Annotated in this window: 19 protein-coding genes; 9 read left to right on the forward strand and 10 right to left on the reverse strand. The window is 74.3% G+C overall.

Going from position 1 to position 21,338, the window contains the following annotated elements:
- The first annotated feature begins 77 nt into the window (after window positions 1–77).
- The 5 genes from NE234_RS10085 to NE234_RS10105 all read left to right on the forward strand — a co-directional run bounded on the left by NE234_RS10085 (window position 78) and on the right by NE234_RS10105 (window position 5,970).
- Complete coding sequence (locus NE234_RS10085) at window positions 78–1,517, forward strand: PQQ-dependent sugar dehydrogenase (RefSeq protein WP_252778627.1); 1,440 nt, start codon at window positions 78–80, stop codon at window positions 1,515–1,517.
- Between the two features lie 10 nt (window positions 1,518–1,527).
- Entirely contained in the window at window positions 1,528–2,088 is a 561-nt protein-coding gene (locus NE234_RS10090; protein ID WP_252778628.1) for a hypothetical protein, read from the forward strand.
- A complete protein-coding gene (locus NE234_RS10095; protein ID WP_252778629.1) occupies window positions 2,088–4,502 on the forward strand; it encodes a molybdopterin oxidoreductase family protein in 2,415 nt (804 codons plus the stop codon). The genes NE234_RS10090 and NE234_RS10095 overlap by 1 nt, the downstream gene beginning before the upstream one ends.
- The gene (locus NE234_RS10100; RefSeq protein WP_252778630.1) at window positions 4,499–4,993 is read left to right on the forward strand and encodes a hypothetical protein; all 495 of its coding nucleotides are present in this window, start codon (window positions 4,499–4,501) and stop codon (window positions 4,991–4,993) included. Before NE234_RS10095 ends, NE234_RS10100 begins: the two co-directional genes overlap by 4 nt.
- A 68-nt stretch (window positions 4,994–5,061) precedes the next feature.
- Window positions 5,062–5,970, forward strand: coding sequence for an alpha/beta fold hydrolase (locus NE234_RS10105; protein WP_252778631.1), 909 nt, complete (start codon window positions 5,062–5,064; stop codon window positions 5,968–5,970).
- 8 nt (window positions 5,971–5,978) lie between these two features.
- On the opposite strand, the gene NE234_RS10110 is transcribed toward NE234_RS10105, so the two are convergent.
- From NE234_RS10110 to NE234_RS10130, 5 genes are read right to left on the reverse strand one after another with little or no spacing between them, the layout of a single operon-like run.
- Window positions 5,979–6,917 carry a glycosyltransferase family 9 protein gene (locus NE234_RS10110; RefSeq protein ID WP_252778632.1) on the reverse strand — a complete coding sequence of 313 codons (939 nt, stop codon included), beginning with the start codon at window positions 6,915–6,917 and terminating at the stop codon, window positions 5,979–5,981.
- Window positions 6,914–7,873 (reverse strand): glycosyltransferase, encoded by a 960-nt coding sequence (locus NE234_RS10115; protein WP_252778633.1) that lies wholly within the window; start codon window positions 7,871–7,873, stop codon window positions 6,914–6,916. The genes NE234_RS10110 and NE234_RS10115 overlap by 4 nt, the downstream gene beginning before the upstream one ends.
- Window positions 7,870–8,904 (reverse strand): glycosyltransferase family 9 protein, encoded by a 1,035-nt coding sequence (locus NE234_RS10120; protein ID WP_252778634.1) that lies wholly within the window; start codon window positions 8,902–8,904, stop codon window positions 7,870–7,872. Before NE234_RS10120 ends, NE234_RS10115 begins: the two co-directional genes overlap by 4 nt.
- Window positions 8,897–10,471, reverse strand: a complete 1,575-nt coding sequence (locus NE234_RS10125) for an HAD-IIIA family hydrolase (protein ID WP_252778635.1) — start codon at window positions 10,469–10,471, stop codon at window positions 8,897–8,899. The genes NE234_RS10120 and NE234_RS10125 overlap by 8 nt, the downstream gene beginning before the upstream one ends.
- A complete protein-coding gene (locus NE234_RS10130) occupies window positions 10,468–12,099 on the reverse strand; it encodes a carbamoyltransferase family protein (protein ID WP_252778841.1) in 1,632 nt (543 codons plus the stop codon). The genes NE234_RS10125 and NE234_RS10130 overlap by 4 nt, the downstream gene beginning before the upstream one ends.
- A gap of 351 nt (window positions 12,100–12,450) precedes the next feature.
- Between NE234_RS10130 and NE234_RS10135 the strand changes: the two genes are divergently transcribed.
- Genes NE234_RS10135 through NE234_RS10150 form a run of 4 tightly spaced genes read left to right on the forward strand, consistent with a single transcriptional unit; the run spans window position 12,451 to window position 16,821 of the window.
- Window positions 12,451–13,677, forward strand: coding sequence for a glycosyltransferase (locus NE234_RS10135; RefSeq protein ID WP_252778636.1), 1,227 nt, complete (start codon window positions 12,451–12,453; stop codon window positions 13,675–13,677).
- The gene (locus tag NE234_RS10140; RefSeq protein WP_252778637.1) at window positions 13,674–14,423 is read left to right on the forward strand and encodes a D-sedoheptulose-7-phosphate isomerase; all 750 of its coding nucleotides are present in this window, start codon (window positions 13,674–13,676) and stop codon (window positions 14,421–14,423) included. The genes NE234_RS10135 and NE234_RS10140 overlap by 4 nt, the downstream gene beginning before the upstream one ends.
- Complete coding sequence (rfaE2, locus tag NE234_RS10145; protein WP_252778638.1) at window positions 14,420–15,856, forward strand: D-glycero-beta-D-manno-heptose 1-phosphate adenylyltransferase; 1,437 nt, start codon at window positions 14,420–14,422, stop codon at window positions 15,854–15,856. Before NE234_RS10140 ends, rfaE2 begins: the two co-directional genes overlap by 4 nt.
- Window positions 15,853–16,821 carry a UDP-glucuronic acid decarboxylase family protein gene (locus NE234_RS10150; RefSeq protein ID WP_252778639.1) on the forward strand — a complete coding sequence of 323 codons (969 nt, stop codon included), beginning with the start codon at window positions 15,853–15,855 and terminating at the stop codon, window positions 16,819–16,821. Before rfaE2 ends, NE234_RS10150 begins: the two co-directional genes overlap by 4 nt.
- Before the next feature lie 88 nt (window positions 16,822–16,909).
- On the opposite strand, the gene NE234_RS10155 is transcribed toward NE234_RS10150, so the two are convergent.
- From NE234_RS10155 to NE234_RS10175, 5 genes are all read right to left on the reverse strand, one after another.
- Window positions 16,910–17,176: a hypothetical protein gene (locus NE234_RS10155; RefSeq protein ID WP_252778640.1), complete on the reverse strand. Its 267-nt coding sequence runs from the start codon at window positions 17,174–17,176 to the stop codon at window positions 16,910–16,912.
- Window positions 17,177–17,247: 71 nt separating this feature from the next.
- Window positions 17,248–18,201 carry an LLM class F420-dependent oxidoreductase gene (locus tag NE234_RS10160; protein ID WP_252778641.1) on the reverse strand — a complete coding sequence of 318 codons (954 nt, stop codon included), beginning with the start codon at window positions 18,199–18,201 and terminating at the stop codon, window positions 17,248–17,250.
- A 71-nt stretch (window positions 18,202–18,272) separates the two neighbouring features.
- The gene (locus NE234_RS10165) at window positions 18,273–20,009 is read right to left on the reverse strand and encodes an FtsX-like permease family protein (RefSeq protein ID WP_252778642.1); all 1,737 of its coding nucleotides are present in this window, start codon (window positions 20,007–20,009) and stop codon (window positions 18,273–18,275) included.
- Window positions 20,009–20,734, reverse strand: coding sequence for an ABC transporter ATP-binding protein (locus NE234_RS10170; protein ID WP_252778643.1), 726 nt, complete (start codon window positions 20,732–20,734; stop codon window positions 20,009–20,011). Before NE234_RS10170 ends, NE234_RS10165 begins: the two co-directional genes overlap by 1 nt.
- A gap of 2 nt (window positions 20,735–20,736) precedes the next feature.
- Window positions 20,737–21,243: a PadR family transcriptional regulator gene (locus tag NE234_RS10175; RefSeq protein ID WP_252778644.1), complete on the reverse strand. Its 507-nt coding sequence runs from the start codon at window positions 21,241–21,243 to the stop codon at window positions 20,737–20,739.
- Window positions 21,244–21,338: the final 95 nt, after the last annotated feature.

Here is a 21,338-nt window from a genome sequence, read left to right on the forward strand (position 1 = left end):
CCAACAGGCGTGATGACCTGGTCAAATCCGGTTCCGGGCGGGTTCCCGCGCGCGGCGGCCCGGGTACGCCACGCGCCATGTCGGTACACACCGCTCCGGCGGCCGCGGGGACTCTGGAACGGCTCCCGACCCTGGTCCGGCCGAAGGTCGACCCCGGCGACGTCGTCGTCCCCGGCGGATACGCCGTCGACGCCTGCGTCGTCGGGCTGTCCTTTCCGACGGGCATGGGGTTCGCCGACGATGGGAGCCTGTTCATCCTCGAAGGCGGCAGCACCTGGCCGACCCGGCCGTACCTGCCGGCACGCATCCTGCGGTTCCATCCCGGTGAGGGCAGGGTCGAGCAGTTCGCCACGGAGGTCCTCGGCGGCCCGCGCGGCGTCGCGTACCGGGACGGCGCGATCTACGTGAGCGTCAAGGGCGGCTACTTCACCCACATCGACCGGTACGACCTGGAGACCGGGGAGCGCGAGGTCGTCGTCGACGGGCTGCCGAACGGCGGGTGGCACGAGCCCGGCGGCCCGGTGTTCGGCCCGGACGGGCTGATGTACTTCGCGCAGGGCTCGGTCTCCCAGAACGGCGTCGCGCTGCCGCAGGGGTTCACGGTCGACCTGGCCAAGCATCCGAAGGCCCACGATGTTCCGGGGCAGGACGTGACGCTCACCGGCAACGACGTGTGGAGCCGCGACCCGATCGCGCCGTTCCCGTTCCTGACGCGCACCGCCGCGTTCAAGCCGTTCGGGGAGCCGTCGACGCCGGGCGAGGTGGTGCGGGGAGAGCTGAAGTGCAGTTCGGGGCTGTGGCGGTCGCGGCCGGACGGTTCGGGGCTGGAACTGCTGGCCTGGGGGCTGCGCAACCCCTACGGCATGGCGTTCGGCGAGGACGGCGAGCTGTACGTCTCCGACAACGACTACGAGGAGAAGGGCGAACGCGCGGTCGCGATGGACCCGGACCGGATCTGGCGGATCGGCACCGTCTCCCAGCCGCACGGTTCGGTCGACAAGCCCGAGTGGTACGGGTTCCCGGACTTCGCCGGGGACGGACTGCCGGTGTGGCACGAGAAGCACCTGCCCACGAAGGGTCAGAAGGCCCTGCCCCTCATCCAGGACCCGCCGCCCATGGCGGGTCCGGCCGTGTACCTGGCGCCGCCGCACTCCTGCATGACCAAGATGGACTTCTGCCGCTCGGACGAGTTCGGGCACCGCGGCCTGCTGTTCCAGTGCCAGTGGGGGACGCTCGCCCCGCTCAACTCGCCGCGCCCGGAGGACCTCACCCACGGGTTCAACGTCACCTGCGTGGACGTCACGAGCGGCGAGGCGTTCCCGTTCGCGCACAATCCGGAGCCCGGCCCGGCGTCCCACCATCCGGGGCGTGGCGGGATCGAACGGCCGGTCGACTGCAAGTTCGGCCCCGACGGCCGGACCCTGTACGTGCTCGACTTCGGCGCGGTCAAGGTGACCGACGGTTACCTCCTGGCCTATGGGCACACGGGCGTCCTGTGGCGGATCACCCGACGATGAGGAGGTCACGATGAGCACCGCCGGCATGGCCGGCCCCGTCCTCGTCGAGCTGGACGAGGAGTTCTGGTCGGGCCGGCTCGACCGGGTCGCCACGTGGCTCGGCAACGTGGTGATGACCCAGTCGACGTTCCACCGCATGGCCGGGGACACCGCCGAGAAGATCACCGAGCCGCACATCAGGGAGTACCTCCTGGAGATCTCCGAGGCCGCGGGAGAGCACGAGGCCGCGATCGGCGAGCTGTACCGGATCATCGACCGGGAGCCGCCCACCGGCCGGCGGTTCAGTGCGGCCGTGATGGCCCGCGTCCAGCAGGCGATGGGCCAGCTCATCGGGAAGGCCGGCGGGGCGCCGGGAGATGAGTGGAACCACCTGCGCCAGCTGCTGCTGGTCAATCTGGACGCGATCGGCGCGTTCGCCACCGCACAGCAGCTGGGGCTGGCGCTGGGCCTGAACGAGTTCGCCGAGAGCATCTTCCCGATCGTGCGGGAGAAGGAGAAGCACCAGCTGCTGATCCAGGAGTACATGCTGGAGATGGGCCCGCAGGCGATCCTCTACAAGGGCGACATCTGATGACCCGGCCGCGATCGGACGACGACCGGATCGCGGACATCTGGGGACCGCGCACGCCGTACGCCGCCGGGGAACGCTGGCCGGTCCGGGTGGACCGGTTCGTTCCCGGCCTGGCCGACGAGGACGTCGACCGGTGGGTGCCGTCCGCCTGCGTGCTGTGCTCCAACTGCTGCGGCATGGACATCGCGGTCAAGGACGGCCGGATCGCCGGCGTCCGCGGCAGGGCCGGGGACCGGATCAACCACGGCCGCCTCGGCCCGAAGGGCCTCTACGGCTGGCAGGCGAACAACTCCCCCGACCGCCTCACCCGGCCGCTCGTACGCCGCCGGGGCCGCCTGGTCGAGACCGACTGGGACACCGCGATGAACCTCGTCGCCGAGCGGTCGCGGCGGGTCATGGACCGGCACGGGCGGCTGGGCCTGGGCTTCTACAACACCGGCCAGCTGTTCCTGGAGGAGTACTACACCCTCGCCGTGATCGCGCGCGCCGGCCTCGGCACCCCCCACCTGGACGGCAACACCCGGCTGTGCACGGCGACCGCGGAGTGGGCCCTGGTCGAGTCCTTCGGCAGCGACGGGAACCCCGGCTCGTACACCGACATCGACACCTGCGACACCCTGCTGCTCGTCGGTCACAACGTCGCCGAGACCCAGACCGTGCTGTGGATGCGCATGCTGGACCGGCTGCGCGGCCCGGACCGGCCGCGGCTCGTCGTCATCGACCCGCGCCTCACCCCGGTCGCGCGGGAGGCCGACGTCCACCTGGCCATCCGGCCCGGAACCAACGTGATGATCCTGAACGCGATCCTGCACGAGCTGATCGCGCGGGACCGGGTCGACCACGAGTGGGTCGCCCGCCACACCGTCGGCTTCGACGCCCTGGCCGACGTCGTACGCGACCACCCGCCCGAGCGCGCCGCCGAGGTCTGCGGGGTCGAGGCGGCGGACATCCGCGAGGCCGCCCGGATCATCGGGGCCGGGCGGCGGCTCGTGTCGACGGCGCTGCAGGGCGTCTACCAGTCCCACCAGGCCACCGCGGCGGCCGTGCAGATCAACAACATCAACCTCATCCGCGGCATGATCGGCAGGCCGGGCTGCACGGTCTTCCAGATGAACGGGCAGCCGACCGCGCAGAACACCCGTGAGACCGGCGCGAACGGCAGCCTGACCGCGTTCCTCAACTTCCAGAACGACGAGCACGTCGAGCTGCTCGCCCGGCACTGGAACGTCCGCCCCATCGACATCCCGCACTGGTGGGAGCCCACCCACGCCATGGAGATCTTCCGGTTCTGCGAGCAGGGCTCGATCCGCTTCCTGTGGGTGATCTGCACGAACCCGGCGGTGTCGCTCCCCGAACTGCACCGCATCCGGTCGATCCTGGACCAGAAGCGGCTGTTCCTCGTCGTCCAGGACGCGTTCCTCACCGAGACCGCCGAGCTCGCCGACGTCGTGCTCCCCGCGGCGATGTGGGGCGAGAAGACCGGTACGTACACCAACGCCGACCGCACGGTTCACCTGTCCGACAAGGCGGTCGAGCCGCCCGGGGAGGCGCGCGCGGACCTGGACGTCCTCCTCGACTACGCGCGGCGGATGGACCTCCGCGACAAGGACGGCGCCCCGCTGGTGAAGTGGAGCACCCCCGAGGAGGCGTTCGGGCACTTCGCGGCGGTGTCCCGGGACCGGCCCTGCGACTACTCCGGGCTGTCCTATGCGAAGCTGCGCGACCGCGACGGCATCCCCTGGCCGTGCAACGGGCGGTACCCCGACGGCCGGGAGCGCCTGTACACCGACGGCGTCTTCGGCACCGGCGCGGACTACTGCGAGAGCTTCGGCCACGACCTGGAGACCGGGGCGGCGAACGAACCGGACGAGTACCGGGCGCACGACCCGGCCGGCCGGGCGATCATCAAGGCGGCGCACTACAAGCCGCCGCACGAGCCGGTCGACGACGACTATCCGCTGCAGCTGTCCACCGGCCGCACCGTCTACCACTGGCACACGCGGACCAAGACCGGCCGGGCCCGGCAGCTCCAGGACGCGGCCCCACGGGTCTGGGTGGAGCTCAACCCCGACGACGCCCGGTCCCTGGGCGTGGCCGAAGGGGACCTCGTACGGGTCGAGTCCCGGCGCGGCATCGTGCACGGACCCGCCCGGCTGACCGGCATCCGGCCGGGCACGGTGTTCGTGCCGTTCCACTACGGCTACTGGGACCGGCGGGAGGCCGGGCCGCGCACGGCGGCCAACGAGGTCACCCGGACGGAGTGGGACCCGGTGTCCAAGCAGCCGATCTTCAAGGTCACCGCCGTACGGGTCGTGCGGGTCGCCGGGAGACGCGCCCCCGCGGCGGCGCCCGAGGCGGGGGCCGGACGCGTCCCGGCGGCCGGGGCGCACACCGTGGAAGGGCGGACGCCGTGAACAAGGTCGGCCTGCTGCTCGATCAGCTGCACCGGGCCGAGACGAGGCTCGGCGCGGAGTTCCGGCGGGTCGCCGGGCGGGAGGCCGCCGACCAGGAGGTCTACTACGTCTGCCGGGACCTCGCCCGGCAGTGCGACGAGCGCGCCGCCGCGATCCGCCGGCTCGGCGCGCGGTACGGCAGGTCGATCGCGGCGCCGTCCGGCCCCGGCTCCCTGCGAACCGCTCTGACCGAGCTGCGCCGCCGGGCCTCCTACCTGCTCGGCCGGCAGCGCATCTCGGGGCTCCTCCTGCTGCGGGACCTGCGCGCGCTGTTCCTGGCCGCGCAGGCGGCGAACGTCGCCTGGATCGCCGTCGGCCAGCTCGCCCAGGCGCTGAAGGACGGGGAGATGCTGACCCTGGTGAACGGCCTGCACACGGAGAACCTCACCCAGATCAAGTGGATCAAGTCGAAGGTACGCGAGGCCTCTCCCCAGGCCCTGCTGTCCCGTTGACGCCGGAGCCGGAGCCGGAGAGTCTCGTACATGTCGCCGGTTCACCGCATCCGGGCCATGGAGGTCATATGACGTCAGGCACCGACCGAGACCTCGTCGGCCGGTTCCGCACCGAGAAGGCCCGATCCCGGTTCTACGCCGCCTACGACCGCGCATGCGATCGCCTGTGGACCGGGCCGCGTGAGGTCCTCGATGTGGACACCAGGTTCGGAACGACCCGGGTGTACCGGCATGGCTCCGCCGAGGTCGACGCCACCCCGATCGTCTTGCTTTCCGGAGCCCTCGGTAACTCTCTGATGTGGTACCCGCACGTCCCGGCGCTCGCCGAGCGGCACACGGTCTACACGGTGGACACCGTCGGGGAACCGGGCCGCTCGGTCCAGCGGGCGCCGATTCGCGACGGACAAGACGGCGCCGCGTGGCTGCGGGAGACGCTCACCGGCCTGGACGTGCGGCGCGCTCATCTCGTCGGCTGCTCCTACGGTGGCTGGCTGGCCCTCCACCACGCGATCGAAGCGCCCGCCCGGACCGTGACCCTGTGCTTGCTCGACCCGGCCCTCGGGCCGCCGGGCGCCAAGTTCTTCGCGTGGATGTTCGCCTGCGGCGTCGCCGGCCTGGCACCCGCAGACATCCGCCGGCACGCCGCGCGGATCCTGAGCAACGGCGCCCTGAACGAGACGGAGCTCCTGCGCGTGGGCCGATCGGCCATGGCGTTCGTGCGCCGGCTCCCACCGGCTCACGCCCTGTCCGACGACCGGCTCCGTGCGCTGAGGGTCCCGACCTTGCTGCTCCTCGGACAGCGCAGCACCCTGCACGATCCGGCCGCGGTGCGCTCACGAGCCCAGACGCTGATCCCCGACGTGCACTGTGAGATCATCCCCGGCACCGGGCACTCCCTTCCCATGGAGCGCCCCGCGCTGACGGCCGCTCGGATCAGCGAGTTCGCCCTTCGGCATCGGCCCGACGACCCCGGGTGAGGAGCCGGTCAGGCCGCCGGCTGGCGGAGGGCCGTCAGGGCGGCGAGGACCTCCTCGACGGTGATCCGGAGCAGGCGCGGGTCGGTCTCGGTGCCGTGGGCGTTCCCCGGACGGCCGCCGCTGCCGTGCCACAGGGCGACGTGCGGGCCGCCCTCCGGCGGGCCCCACAGCGCCGGGGAGACGGGGCCGAACAACGTCACGGACGGCACGCCGTACGCGGTCGCCAGGTGGGACAGGCCGGTGTCGTTGCTCACGACGACGGCCGCGTCCGCGACCAGCGCCGCCAGGCCCTCCAGGCCGGTCGTCCCGGCCAGCACCGCCGCGGCGGGCAGCCCCGCGCGGTCGGCGACGGCCGCCGCGAGGTCGCGTTCCCCGGCGGTCCCGGTGATCACTACGGGGTGACCCTCGGCGGCCAGCGCGCGGGCGACGGCCGCGAAGCGGTCGGGCGGCCAGCGCCGGGCGGGGTAGGCGGCGCCCGGGTGCACGACGGCCGCCCGACGGACCGGCGGCTCCTCCGCCGGGGCGCGCAGGCGCAGGTCGCCCGGGTCGGCCGGGATCCCCCACCGCCCGACGAGGCGGCACCACCGCGCGACCTCGTGCTCGTCGTCGTCCCACCACGGGCCGTCGACGTCCGGGGCGGTCGCGGAGGCGTACATCATCCGCAGCGGGGCGCGGGTCGCGTCGATCAGCGCGTGGCTGGCGGGCCCGTTGCCGTGCAGGTCCACCGCGACCTCCGGCGGCGGGCCCTGCCACGGGATCGGCCGCAGCTCACCGGCCGGCAGGAGACGGTCGATCGCCCCGGTCAGCGCCGCCAGGGGCCGCAGCGCCGCCGGGGCCGCCAGGACGGTCTCGGCGTCCGGGTACGCCCGGCGCAGCGCGCGGTAGGCGGGCACGCCGGTGAGGAAGTCGCCCAGGCCGAGGGCGCGCAGCATCAGGACGGCCGTCAACGGGTCACCTCGGCCAGGATCTCCTCCCAGTCGGCGAGGAAGCGCCCCAGACCGTAGCGCTCCAGCGCGGCGGCGCGGGCGGCCTTGCCGAGCTGAGCGGCCTCCTCGCGGTCGGCCAGCAGCCGCCGCAGGCCCTCGCGGAGCCGGTCGGGACGGGTGGAGATGATCCCCGCCTCGCGCGGCACCGCCTCGACGACCTCGGTGGTGGCCAGCGCCACGACCGGCATGCCCAGGTGCATGGCCTCCAGCAGCGAGAGCCCCAGCGAGGTCCACCGGATCGGATGCAGGTAGACGCGCCGCCGGGCCAGCTCCTCGTGCATGCGCTCCTGCGGCAGGTCCTCGTACGCGCGGGCGTCGGGCAGGCCGAGCCGGCCGGGCAGGTCCCGGACCTTCATCCCGAAGACGTCCAGGCCGGCGCCGTCGCCGAAGTACGGCAGCAGGTCGGTGCCGACGTACCGGCCGCGCCGCAGCGGCTCGTTGACCACCACGGCGGTCCGCTCGATCTCGCCGGTCCACTGCGGGCCCGGGTCGACGATGCCGTGCTCGACGACGGCGGTCGGGGTGCGCCCGTTGTCCCACATCAGCCGGTTGAAGTGGGTGACGTGGACGAGGAGGATCTCCGGCCGGTCGGCCATCGGGTGCCGGGTCAGCGGCACGTCGCCCCACGGCGCGTCGTGCTCGACGTACACGGCAGGCACGTCCACGCCGGGGCGGCGGCCCAGCCACTCCTCGACGAGTTTCTCCTCGTGGGGCCGCTGGAGGACGACCACGTCGATCTCCTCGTCGCGGAGCCGCTCGGGCGGCACCTCGACGGCGTTCGCCGGCCACTCCCACGTACGGGCCCGGCCGAGACCGTCCGGCCCGCGGTCCGGCGTCACGGGCAGCACGTACGTGTGCGGCCCCTGGACGAAGGCGGTCGCCCACGACCCGTGGACGTGCCAGATCAGCACCTTCATCGGCTCACCTCGATGGCCAGTTTCTCGACGGAGTCGGCGACCTCCTGGGCCGTGACCTCCGCCAGGCAGGGATGTCCGTCAATGGGGCACTCGCGGGCCCGGGTGTCGCGGCAGGCGGCGTCCTGGTCGCCGAGCAGGACGTACGGCACGCCGTAGGGCGCCCACCGCGCGGCCGGGACGACGGGCGCGAACAGCGACACGACCGGCGTCCGCACGGCGGCGGCCAGGTGCGCCGGGCCGGTGTTGCCGACGACGACCACGGCCGCCCCGGCGAGGATCGCCGCGAGCTCGGCCATTCCGGTACGGCCGCCCAGGTCCACGCCGGCCTTCCCCGCGACGCGCGCCGTCAGGTCGCGCTCGCCGGCGGTGCCGGTGACGAGGGTCCGCCACCCGCGCCCGGTCAGCTCCTCTACGGCCTCGGCGCAGCGCCGGTCCGGCCACGCCCGCGCCGGGACCGAGGCGCCCGGGTGGAGGACGACGTACCGGTCCTCGCCGGTCAGGTGCCGAACGTCGGGCAGCGGCATCCGCACGGCGAGGCGCCCATCGTCCCCGGGCGGCAGCACGAACCCGGCCGCGCGGGCCAGCGACAGCCCGCGCTCGGCCTCCGGGACGTCGTCGTCCAACCGGTGCCGTACGTCCAGCAGCGCGCCCGGGTAGTCGACGCTGATCGCGGCCGTCCGCGCGACGCCGGCGAGCCGCAGCAGCAGCGCCGTCGGCAGCGGCGACTGGTGGAAGGACGTCAGGATCAGCGCCTCGTCGAACCGGCCGTCGGCCAGCCGGTCCACGAGCGCGTCGATCTCGCCGCGGTGGACCGGCGGCGGCCGGAGGTCGACCCAGGGGGCGCGCCACACGACGACCTCGTCGACGCCGGGCAGCAGCCGGGCCGCCGCCTCGCCGTGCGGCCCCACCAGCATGGTGACGTGCGCGGAGTGCGCGGCGACGGCGCGGACGGCCGGCCCGGCGAGCAGCACGTCACCGGCGTTGTCCAGGCGCACCACGAGCGAACGCCGCTCCGCCCCGCCGTCACCCATGCCACACCACCGCACCCGTACCGCCCGCGAGCGCGTACCGGACGGCCGCCTCCAGCCCGGCCGCCCGGCGTACGCCGACGGTCTCCTCCGGCCGGGTCTGCGGCGTCGGGATCAGGACGCTGCGCGCCCCGGCAGCACGCGCCGCCGCGACGTCGGCGCCGATGTCCCCGACGACCAGGCACTCCTCGGGGGCGACGCCGAGGTCGGCCGCCGCCCGCAGCACCAGGCCGGGAGCGGGTTTGCGGCAGTCGCACCCGTCGTCCGCGCCGTGCGGGCACTGCCGCCACGTGTCGAACGGGCCGAGCAACTCGGTCACCCGCGCGTTGACCTTCGCGACCTCGGCCTCGGTGGCCAGGCCGCGGGCGATCGCGGACTGGTTCGTGACGACGCCGACGCGCAGCCCGGAGCGCCGGGCGAGGTCCAGGGCCTCCTTCGCGCCGGGCACCGGCTCGACCTTGTCGGGATCTCCGTTGTACGGGACGTCGTGGATCAGCGTGCCGTCCCGGTCGAACAGCACGGCCTTGACCGGCGGCGGCCAGGGCGTGGCGGACCGCGTCGCGGCGAGGCCGCGCAGCCAGTGCCAGGTGGCGACCGGCGGGATCGCCAGGCTCGTCGCCGTCATCACCGCGACCTCGCGCGGCGTACGGGGCCCGGGCTTGACGCGCGCGGCCGCGAACTCCGCGACGCCGGTGAGGGCGCCGACCGCCGCGGCCAGCGCGAGGCGCCTGCGCCCGGTGGCCGCCAGGCCCACCGCGGCGAGCCCGGCGGCGGTGATCGCCAGGTGCCGGGGCCGCCGCCCGCGGACCTCCCCGGCGCGTTCGTACCAGTCCCGGCCGTGCAGGGCGTGCATCAGCGCGTCGTCGGCGTTGCCCGCCTGGGTGCGGACGCTGATCCACGGCGAGGCCGGGCGCACGGGGTGCGTGGTGGTGCGTTCGCCGCGCTCCATCGACCAGCCGGCCTGCAGGACCCGCAGCGCGATGTCGGCGTCCTCGCGGAACGCGCGGGGGAAGCGTTCGTCGAAGCCGCCGCACTCCACGAGGGCCTCGCGGCGGTAGGCGAGGTCCGCGGTGATCCACCGGGCCTCGGCCAGCCCGGCGGTCCCCCGCTCCCAGTCGGTCGGGCGCCGGTCCTCGGGCAGCGGCACCCGGATCCGGCCCTGCACGCCGCCGACGCGCGCCGGCCGTTCGGCGAGGTCGGCCACGAGGCGGGACCGCCAGTCCGGGCCCACCCGTACGTCGTCGTCCAGGAACACCACCCACGGGGCGGACGTGCGCCGCCAGCCGAGGTTGCGCGCCGCCGCCGGTCCGCGCCCGCCGGCGGCGACGACCTGCGTCAGGGGAAGGAGCGGCTCGGGGACCGTGATCGGCGTGCCGCCTTCGGCGGAGCGCCGGTCGTCGACCAGGACGATCTCCGCGGGGAGCGGGCCGGACGCCGTGGCCAGCGCCTCGAGGCAGGCGTCCAGGCAGGGCCGCACGAGCGTCGGGATCACGACGGCGTACGTGACGCCGGTCTCCTCCCCCGTGTTCGCGGCGCGGGCCTCCGCCGGATTCTCCAGGCCGGCGCTCACGCGCGCCTCACCACGAACGGGCCGATGGCGAGCAGGTCGATCGGGGTCGCGCCGAAGCACTCCAGGACGTCCTTGATGTCGTCGACGATCGGCCGCCCGGCGGTGTTGAGGCTCGTGTTGACCAGCACCGGCAAGCCGGTGCGCCGCTCGAAGGCGGTCAGCAGCGCGGCGACGCGCGGCTCCCGTGCCGGGTCGACGGTCTGGACGCGCGCCGTGCCGTCCACGTGGACGACGGCCGGGATGCGGTCCTGCCACTGCGGCGCGACGTCGTGCACGAACAGCATGTACGGGCTGGGGATCGGGCCCCGCGCGAAGATCTCCGGGGCGCGCTCCAGCAGCACCATCGGGGCGACCGGCCGGAACTGCTCGCGGCCCTTGACGTCGTTGAGGCGTTCGAGGTTCGCCTTGCGGCCGGGGTGGGCGAGCAGCGAACGGTGCCCGAGGGCGCGCGGGCCGTACTCGGCCCGGCCCTGGAACCAGGCAACGATGCCGTCGCCCGCGAGGACCTCCGCGACCGTGTCGGCCAGGTCGGCGGGCCGCTCGTAGGGCAGCCGCGCGGTGCGCAGCGCCCGCTCGATCTCCTCGTCCGTGAACCCGCGGCCGAGGTCCGCGCCGGGCATGGGCTCCAGGGGCTCTCCCTCGGTGGCGGCCACGTGCAGGGCGGCGCCGAGCGCGGTGCCCGCGTCCCCGGCGGCGGGCTGCACCCACACCTCCTCGAACGGGCCCTCCCGGTGCAGGACGGTGTTGGCGACGCAGTTCAGCGCGGTTCCGCCGGCCATGGTGAGGATCCGGTCGCCGGTGCGCTCGTGCAGCCAGCGCGCGAGGTCGAGGAGGACCTCTTCGAGGCGGCGCTGCACGCTGGCGGCCAGGTCGGCGTGCGCGCTCGTCCAGTCCTCGTCGGCCCGGCGGCGCGGCGCGAGCTCCTCCCAGTCGATCCGCTCGGTGACGAACCCGCCGTCGTCGGTGGCCCGGACGGCGGCGCGCAACCGGTCGAGGAAGCGCGGCTTGCCGTACGACGCGAGCGCCATGACCTTGTACTCGTCGGAGGAGCGCAGGAAGCCCAGGTGGGAGGTGAGGTCCTCGTACATCAGGCCGAGCGAGTGCGGGAGCCGCTGGCCGGCCAGGACCTCCAGCCGCCCGCCGTCGTACCGGCCCGACAGGTGGGAGGCCCGCTCGCCGCGTCCGTCGCAGACGAGGACGCTGCGCGGCTCGGCCGTGGAGACGGCCAGCCCTCCGGAGGCGGCGTGGGCGACGTGGTGCGGCACGAACCGGACCTTGTCCCGGTCCAGGCCCGGCAGCGCGTCGGCGATGAAGCCCGGCGCCTCCTTCGCGTACATCGTGCGCAGGTGGTCCCAGGTGTCGTCGAGGCCCATCTCCTCGGGCGGGAGCACGAGTGAGGGGTCGTAGGAGTAGCCGACCAGGTCGACCTGGCCGGGCGTCAGCCCCGCCTGCGACAGGCACCAGCGAGCCGCCTCCACCGGCTGCTCCCACGCCGAGAAGGGCACGGGCCGTTTGCCGTGCTTACGGCGGCTGAACCGTTCCTCCTCCGCGGCGGCCACCACGCGCCCGTCGACGACGAGCGCCGCCGCCGGGTCGTGAAAGATGGCGTTGATGCCGAGCACTCGCACAGAGTCCCCCCTCATCCGCATTCGTTCCCGCAGGTCGGTGCCCTGAGGCTCGGGCGGTAAACCGCGCCTGTCAGTTCCATTGCCGGGAGCATCCCGGGTAGGCGTCCGGACGGTAATGGTTTGTTAAGGCTTCTCAGAGCGGGTAACTGGCCCTCAGCGGCGTTCTGGACGCGGCTGCGGGCCACCTCACGGTGCGTTTCCGCAGTTACACAAGGCGTCTCAGGGCTTGACACGAACTGGACGAAGTCCCAGTTCAGTACGTCGAGCACGTCTTTGCTGCGACGAGTCAGTGTTTGAGACAGCTCTCCTCGGCAACGGCGACCGGTAGGCCCGCTGATAAAGGAGTGACTCTTGAACATCGACATGGTCTCGGAGCACGCCAGTCCGCTAGCGACGCTGGGGGGCGCTGATGCCGGGGGCCAGAACGTCCACGTGAGGGCGCTCGCCGTCGCACTGGCGGAGCGTGGTCACGAGGTCGTCGTTCACACCCGTCGCGACGACGCCGACCTGCCGGACTCGGTGCCGTTCGCGCCCGGAGTGACGGTCGAGCACGTGCCGGCGGGCCCGCCGCGTCCGATCCCCAAGGACGACCTGCTGCCGTACATGGCCGCCTTCGCGGCGCACCTGGGACGGCGGTGGCTGAGCAGACCCCCGGACGTCGTTCACGCTCACTTCTGGATGAGCGGGCTCGCCGCCCTCGGCGGCGCCCGTGAGCACGGCGTGCCGGTGGTGCAGACGTTCCACGCTCTCGGCCGGGTGAAGCGCCGCTACCAGCGGGACGCCGACACGAGCCCGCCCGGGCGGGTGCGCCTGGAGGGCCAGGTCGGGCGCGAGGCCACCGCGGTCGTCGCGACCTGCACCGACGAGGTACGGGAGCTGGGCGCGTACGGCGTGCCGCCGGACCGCGTCTTCGTCGTGCCCTGCGGGGTCGACACCGAGCGCTTCCGCCCGGAGGGCCCCGTCGCCGAGCGCGACGGCGCACGGCCGCGCGTCCTGACGGTCGGCCGGCTGGTCCCCCGTAAGGGCGTGGACACCCTCATCGAGGCGATGGGCCGGGTCCCCGACGCGGAACTGCTGATCGCGGGCGGGCCCGAACGCTCCAGGCTGCGCGGCGACCCGGAGGCGCGCCGGCTGATGGGCCTGGCGGAGGAGCACGGCGTGGCCGACCGCGTCGTCTTCCTGGGCCGGGTCGCGCACGACGAGATCCCGGCGCTGGTCCGCTCGGCGGACGTCGTCGTCTCCGTCCCCTGGTACGAACCGTTCGGCATCGTCCCGATCGAGGCGATGGCCTGCGGTGTGCCCGTCGTCGCCTCGGCGGTGGGCGGGCACCTCGACACCGTCCTCGACGGCGTCACCGGGCTGCGCGTGCCGCCCCGGCGGCCGGACGAGCTGGCCGCGAGCCTGCGCCGGCTGCTCGGCGACTCCGGCCTGCGGCGTTCCCTGGGCCGCGCGGCGGCCGAGCACGCACAGAACCGGTACCCGTGGGACCGGGTGGCGGCCGAGACGGAGGCCGTCTACGAGCGGGTGATCGAGACGGCGCGGGAACGGCTGGCCTTCGCGGAAGGAGCACGGTCATGATCGCTTCACATCTCACCGCGCTCGAAGAGGCGCTGCGGCGATTCCAGGCCCAGACCCCCCGCCTCGAGAGCTGGGGACGGCGGCTGGCCACCGTCCTGGAGGACGGCGGACGCCTGCTCGCCTGCGGGAACGGCGGCAGCGCCGAACAGGCCCAGCACCTCACCGCCGAGCTCGTCGGCCGGTACCAGACCGAGCGCCGGCCGTTCGCGGCGATCCCGCTGCACACCGACATCTCGGCGCTGACCGCGATCGGCAACGACTACGGCCACGAGGAGATGTTCGCCCGGCAGGTCCGGGCGCACGGCCGGCCCGGCGACGTGCTGATCTGCCTGTCCACCAGCGGCAGCAGCAAGAACATCATCGCCGCCGCCAAGGCCGCCGCCGAGGTCGGCGTGCGCGCCTGGGCGCTGACCGGGCCCGGCCCGAACCCTCTGGCGGGGGTCTGCGCCGAGGCGATCACGGTCGAGGCGCCGTCGACCGCCACCGTCCAGGAGGTGCATCTGGCCGCGATCCACATGCTCTGCGCCGCGATCGACGCGGTGGTGTGCGGCACCCGCGACGGCGCGGTGATGTGCGGGACCGGCGACGGCGCGATGGCGCGCGGGACCGGCGACGGCGCGGTCGTGCGCGGCACCGCCGACGGCGCGATGGGACGCGGGACCGGCGACGTCACGGTGGCGCGCGGGGCCGGTGACGGCGCCCGCCGCGTGATGGACCTGGACCGCGAAGCCGAGGAGACCGTATGAGGGGCGGCCCGCTGGTCGTCATCGGCGACGTCCTGCTCGACGTCGACCTCGAGGGATCCGCCGAACGACTGACCCCGGACGCCCCCGTTCCCGTCGTCGACTGCCAGCGCGAGCATCACCGCGCGGGCGGCGCCGGCCTGGCCGCGACCCTGGCCGCCCGCCTGACCGGGCGGGACGTCGTCGTGGTCACCGCGCTCGGCGACGACCGGTCCGGGCGGCGGGTCCGCGACCTTCTCGCCCGGCACGTCGAGGTCGTCCCCCTTCCGATGCGGGGCACGACGCCCAGCAAGATCCGCGTCCGCGCCGCCGGGCAGTCGCTCGTCCGGCTCGACACCGGCGACGGGCGCGCGGCCGACGGGCCGGTCGACCCGCGGGTCGCGACCGTGCTGGAGGGAGCCGGCGCCGTCCTGGTCTCCGACTACGGACGAGGCGTGGCCGCCCACCCCGAGATACGGCGGCTGCTGGCGGCCCTGTCCGGTCGCACGCCGATCGTGTGGGACCCGCATCCGCGCGGGGCCGCGCCGCTCCCCCGTACCCGTCTCGTGACGCCGAACCGCGCCGAGGCCCGCGCCTTCGCCGGCGACGAGCCGACCGTCGGCGACGGGGGGTTCGCCCAGGCCGCGCGGGACGCCGCCACGCTGGTGGAACGCTGGGAGGTGGGCGGCGTCGCCGTGACCCTCGGCGACCGCGGGGCGCTGCTGTCGGTCGGCGACGGGGTGCCGTTCGTCGCGCCCGCCCCGGAGACCGGGATCACCGACCGGGCCGACACCTGCGGGGCGGGCGACTCCTTCGCGGCGGCCGCCGCCCACGTGCTGCGCGGGGGCGGTCTCGTCACCGAGGCGGTGACCGAGGCGGTGCGGTACGCGAGCGGGTTCGTCGCCGCCGGTGGCGCCGGCGCCGTCTTCGGCGCCGGCACGGCTCCGGCGGCCCCGGATCCGCCCGCCGCGCCGGCCGACGGCGAGCCCTGGGAGGTCGTCGAGCGGGTCCGCGGGCGCGGCGGCCGGATCGTGGCGACCGGCGGTTGCTTCGACCTGCTGCACGCCGGTCACGTCAACATGCTGCGGGAGGCCCGGCGCCTCGGCGACTGCCTGGTGGTCTGCATCAACTCGGACGCGTCCGTACGGGCGCTGAAGGGCCCCGACCGGCCGGTGGTGACGGCGAGCGACCGCGCCCGTGTCCTGTCGGCGCTGGAGTGCGTCGACGCGGTCGCGGTCTTCGACGAGCTGACGCCCGTCGACGTGCTGGAGCGCCTGCGCCCGGACGTGTGGGTCAAGGGCGCCGACTACTCGGGTGGCGACCTGGTGGAGGCGGACGTCGTCCGCCGCCACGGCGGAGAGGTCGTCCTCCTTCCCTATCTCGATGGTCGTTCGACGAGCCGTCTGGTCGCGCGGGTCCGCGAGACGGCGAGCACTCTCGGAGGTGAGACCCGATGACGGAACGGGCGGTGGTCACCGGCGGGGCGGGGTTCCTCGGCTCGCACATCTGCGAACGCCTCCTCGCGCAGGGCGCGTCGGTCATCTGCATGGACAACTTCCTGACCGGCTCGCCGCAGAACGTCGCCCACCTGATGGGCCGTCCCGGGTTCCGGCTCATCGAGTGCGACGTCACCGGCTTCGTCCACGTTCCCGGCGACGTCGACCTGGTGCTGCACTTCGCGTCGGCGGCCTCGCCCATCGACTACCTGAAGCTCCCGCTGGAGACGCTCAAGGTCGGCGGGCTCGGCACGCTGCACGCGCTCGGCCTGGCGCGGGAGAAGGGCGCGCGGTTCATCCTGGCCTCCACGAGCGAGGTGTACGGCGACCCGCTGCGGCACCCGCAGCGGGAGGACTACTGGGGCAACGTCAACCCGGTCGGGCCGCGCAGCGTGTACGACGAGGCCAAGCGCTACGGCGAGGCGCTGACGACCGCGTACCGCAACAGCCGCGGCGTGAACACCGGCATCGTCCGGATCTTCAACACGTACGGCCCGCGGATGCGCCCGCACGACGGCCGGGCGATCCCGACGTTCATGCGCCAGGCGCTGCTCGGCGAGCCGCTCACGGTCGCGGGCGACGGCAGCCAGACCCGGTCGATCTGCTATGTCGACGACACGGTGAACGGCATCCTCGCCCTGGCCCGCAGCGATCTTCCCGGGCCGGTCAACATCGGCAACCCGGAGGAGATGACGATCCTGGAGCTCGCGGAGGCCATCCGCGAGCTGGCCGGATCCGACTCGCCGATCGCGTTCGTCGACCGACCCGTCGACGATCCCGGCGTGCGCCGCCCGGACACCACCCTGGCCCGCGAACGCCTCGGCTGGCGGCCCGCCGTACCGCGCGACGCCGGTCTACGCCGGACTCTTCAGTGGTTCGCGGCCGAGCTCGGCGTCGAGGCGTCCGCGCGCGCCACCGGGACGTGAGAACCGGTACGGCCACACGCGACGAGGCCGGTGCGGAAGATCCGCACCGGCCTCGTCGCGGTCTGCCGGGTTCGAGTCGCGCCGGGTCTCATTCCTGCCGGGGGGCCTCGTCGCGGCGGTTCAGCTGGGCGGGGCTGCCGGCGACCACGCCGCCCGTGTTGTCGCCGCGCTTGGTGCCCTGGCCACGCGCGCCGCTCTGGGTCGGGTTCCGCGCCGCGCGGATCACCATGAAGATCCACGTCATGATCACGAGTACGGCCGCGATGCAGCCGACGATCCCCAGCACGCCGACGCTCGTCACATGGCCGAGTGGGTTGTGAGTCGCCCCGATAGAGGCGACCTGGTGGTACGGCATGGCGTTCCCTCCTCGTCGGTCCCCTACCCTCGCCGCCGATCTCACACCTTTCGGGCGGGCGGACTTTGCGGTCAGGTGAGTTCGGGCAGGACCTGCTCGGCGTAGAAGGAGAAGAACTCCTCCTGGTCCGGGCCGATCTGGTTGACGTAGACCTCGTCGTAGCCCGCGTCGACGTACTCGCGGACCGCCTGGATGTGCCGCTCCGGGTCCGGGCCGCAGGGCAGGTTCTCTTCGATCATCTCCTCGGTGACGACCTGCGACAGCTCCTCGAAGTGCCGCGGCAGCGGCAGCAGCTGGGCCGCCTCGCCGGGCAGCTGCTCGTTCGGCCACAGCCGGTGCGCGGTCTTGCGCGCGCTCGCGACGTCCCGGCCCCAGCAGACCTTCAGGCCGCCCTGGGCCGGCTTGCCCTCACCCCCGGCCGACCGGAAGGTCTCCAGCAGGTCCCGGTCGGGCATGGTGCACACGAACCCGTCGGCGATCCGCCCCGCCAGCGTCGCGGCCTTGTCCCCGAAACCGGACATGTAGATCGGCGGTGGCTCGTCGGGGAGGGTGTACAGCCGGGCCGTGTCGACGTTGTAGTACCGCCCGTGGTGGCTGACGAGCCTCCCGGTCCACAGCTCCCGCATCACCTCGACGGCCTCTTCGAGCATCTCCTGGCGTTCCTCGGCCGGGGGCCAGCGCGACTCGACGATGTGCTCGTTCAGCGCCTCCCCGGTGCCCACGCCGAGCACGAACCGGCCGTCGGTGAGGACGGCGCTGGTCGCGGCGGCCTGCGCGACGATCGCCGGCGGCGTACGGACCAGCGGGCAGGTCACCGCCGTCGTGATCGGCAGCGAGGTGACCTGGGACAGGGCGCCGATGACCGACCAGACGAACGGGCTCTGCCCCTGCTCGTCGAGCCACGGATGGTAGTGGTCGGAGATCCATAGGGCTTCGAAGCCCGCCTCTTCGGCCAGCCTCGCCTGCCGGACCAGGTCTTTCGGTGAGTGCTCTTCGCACGAAAGGAAGTATCCGAATTTGGCCATGCTTCCCCGATTCCCCGGGCACGCCGTCGAAACCCGCGGGCGGGACGGCGCCCCCGGCGGTCCCCTCCGGGTCACTCGGCGCGCAGGGCCTCGGCGATGGGACGCCGGCCTGACAGCCGGGCGGGCAGGGCGGTGAGCAGGGCGACCGCGACGATCGTCCCGGGGATCACGGCGGGCAGCCAGGCGTACGGGATCGCGTTCCCGCCCGGAACGCCTGCGGCGGCCCGCGCAGCGGCGTAGACGACGAGCCCCAGCGGGATCCCCAGCGCGCCGGCGAGGGCCGCCGGGAAGAGCTGTGCCGCCGACAGTCCCGCCGTCACCTGGCCCGGCGTCGCGCCGAGGGCGCGGACGAGCGCGCCCGGCCGCCGGGCGTCGACCGAACCGGCCCACGCGATCAGCACGGCGTTGACCGCCGCGAGGAGCAGGAGCGCGAGCGTCATGATGAGCACGACGTCGTTCACCTGCCGGGTCACGGGGTTCTCCGCCCCCGGCACGAACATCGGGCCGGTGGCACCGGCGTCCTTACGGGCGATGTCGCCGTGCAGGGCGATCGCCGCGACCACCATCGCGGCGGTGACCGCCAGGCTGGCCAGCGCGAGCGCGGACCGGCGCGGCCGCCGGGCCGCCAGCCGCAGGCCGATCAGCAGCGGCACCGGGAGCCGGGCGGACAGCCGGATCAGCCCCGCCGAACGCCGTGGCGCGCGGGCCGGACCGGCCAGGGCGCGCACGGTGCTCATCCTGGTCCCCCGGACGGCGGGGACCGCGGTCGCCGCCCCGGTCACCAGCACCGCGACGGCCAGGACCAGGACGGCCGTCCCGGCGGTCAGGCCGGGACGGCCCCCTCCGGCGAGTCCCGCGCTCGGGCGTGCCAGGAGCGGCGCGGCCGTCCAGCCGGCGACCAGGCCGGCGGCGGAGGCGGCCACCGCCAGGACGACGTACTCGGCGAGCAGCACGGCCGCGACGATCCGGGGCGTCGCCCCCACGGCCTTGAGCAGGCCGACGCGCCGCGTCTGGTCGGCGAGACGCCCGCCCACGAGGACGGTGACGCAGGCGACCGCGAGCAGGGCGAGCGCCCAGGTCCCGACCATGAGCGCCCGGTCGACGAGGTGCAGTTCGGCGGTCGCGTACGAGCCCATGTCCTGCCAGGTGCGGACGCCATGGTGGGCGGCGGCGAACGCGGGGGCTGCGGCGGGGTCCGCCAGGCGCAGCGGCATCACGTGGGAGGTCACCGGCCGGCCGAGCCGGCGAAGGTCGGCCCTGGTGGCCCAGACCAGCCCGGGCGTGCTGGAGGGATAGGGCACCCGGCCGGCCGTCACGGCGACGCCCGCGACGGTCAGGCGGCGGCCGGCGATGGTCAGCGCGTCCCCGGGCCGTACCTTCAGGGCGGTGGCGAAGGCGCGTTCGACGACGACCCCGCCGCGGCGCGCCCACGTCCCGGAGGTCACCTCCGGCCGGTCGACGGGCCCGCCGGCGCCGTCGCGGCCCTGCACGACGGCGGCGACGCGGACATTCCGGACCCGCAGGTCGTCGACGGAGACCATGGCGTACGGCCCGGCCGAGGCGGTCACGCCGGGCGCGTGCGCGAGCGCGGCGAGGTCCGCGACGCGCTCGGACGTCGCCACGGCGTCGGGCCCGGCCGTCGCCGCGCGTGTGCGCTCCCAGGGCCGGTCGGCCGCGCCGCCGACCGTACGGCCGAGGGCGAGCGTGGTCGTGGTCGCCGTGAGCGCGATCAGCAGGATCAGCGCCTCGGCCCGTCGGCGGCGCAGGTCGCGCAGGGCCAGCCGGGCCACCAGTACGAGAGCGCCCATCAGCCCTCCAGCCCCGCGAACGCGCCGAGCCCGCCGACGGCGCCGGTGAGGTTCGTCCGGCCGACGAGCGCGCCGTCCCGCATGGTGATCACCCGGTCGGCGGTGGCCGCGACCCGCGCGTCGTGCGTGACCAGCAGCAGCGTCTGGCCCTCGGCCCGCAGGGCGGCGAACAGCCGCAGCACCTCGGTGGTCGCGGCGCTGTCGAGGTTGCCGGTGGGCTCGTCGGCCAGCACGATCCGCGGCCGGCCGATCAGGGCGCGGGCGACCGCGACCCGCTGCCGCTGTCCGCCGGACAGCGCGGCGGGCAGATGCGCCGCCCGCTCCGCCAGCCCGACCCGCTCCAGCAGCTCGGTGGCGTGCCGCCGTGCGACGCGGGGACTCGCGCCGGCGAGCAGGGCGGGCAGCTCGACGTTCTCCCGCGCGGTGAGCTCGTCCACGAGCTCGAACGCCTGGAACACGAATCCGATCGCGTGCCGGCGCCAGCGGGCGAGCTCGGTCTCCGACATGCGGTCGATCCGCCGGTCGTCCAGCCACAGTTCCCCGCCCGTCGGCCGTTCGAGGCCGCCGAGCAGGTGGAGCAGCGTCGACTTGCCGCATCCGCTCGGCCCCACGACGGCCGCGGTCTCGCCGGCCTCCACGTCCAGGTCGACGTGGTCGACCGCGCGGACGAGCCCCGTTCCCCTGCCGTACTCCTTGCGCAGCCCGCGAGCCCGCAGTGTCACCATGGTCAGCCCTTCCGCTCCCAGTACCGGGCGCAGGCGTCGAGCCAGCGCAGGTCGGCCTCCAGCCGCAGGGTGACGCCCTCGATGAGCAGCGCCGCCGCCGAGCCGTCCGGCTCGTTCAGGGCGGCGCGCTGGACCTCGGCCAGCCGGCGCAGCAGTTCGCCGCGCTGGGCCTCCACGAGGTCCACCGGGTCGGCGAGCCGGGCCGCCGCGGCGGCGACCAGCTTCAGGTGGAACTCGCTCGGTCTGCTCCAGGTCAGGTCCGCGAGCCAGGCGCCGACGCGCTCGCGGCCCTCGGCCGTCAGCGCGTACACCTTCCGGTCGGGCCGGTGGGCCTGGCCGACGTGCTCGGCCGTGACCAGCCCGGCCTTCTCCAGCCGGGTGAGGGTGACGTAGACCTGCCCGGCGTTGAGCGCGTCCCCCATCGGGCCGAGGGCCTCCTGGAGCCGGGCCCGCAGCTCGTAGCCGTGGGACGGCTCCTTGGCCAGCAGCGCCAGCACGACGTCCTGCACGAGTGATCACCTCTAACGGTTAGCCATATAGATAACGGCTAGCCATCAGAGACGCAACCGGGATGCAGGAACTCGTGAGTCCGCCCCGGCGGTCG

This window comes from Actinoallomurus rhizosphaericola, from assembly GCF_024055675.1.
GTDB classification, from domain to species: Bacteria; Actinomycetota; Actinomycetes; order Streptosporangiales; family Streptosporangiaceae; genus Actinoallomurus; species Actinoallomurus soli.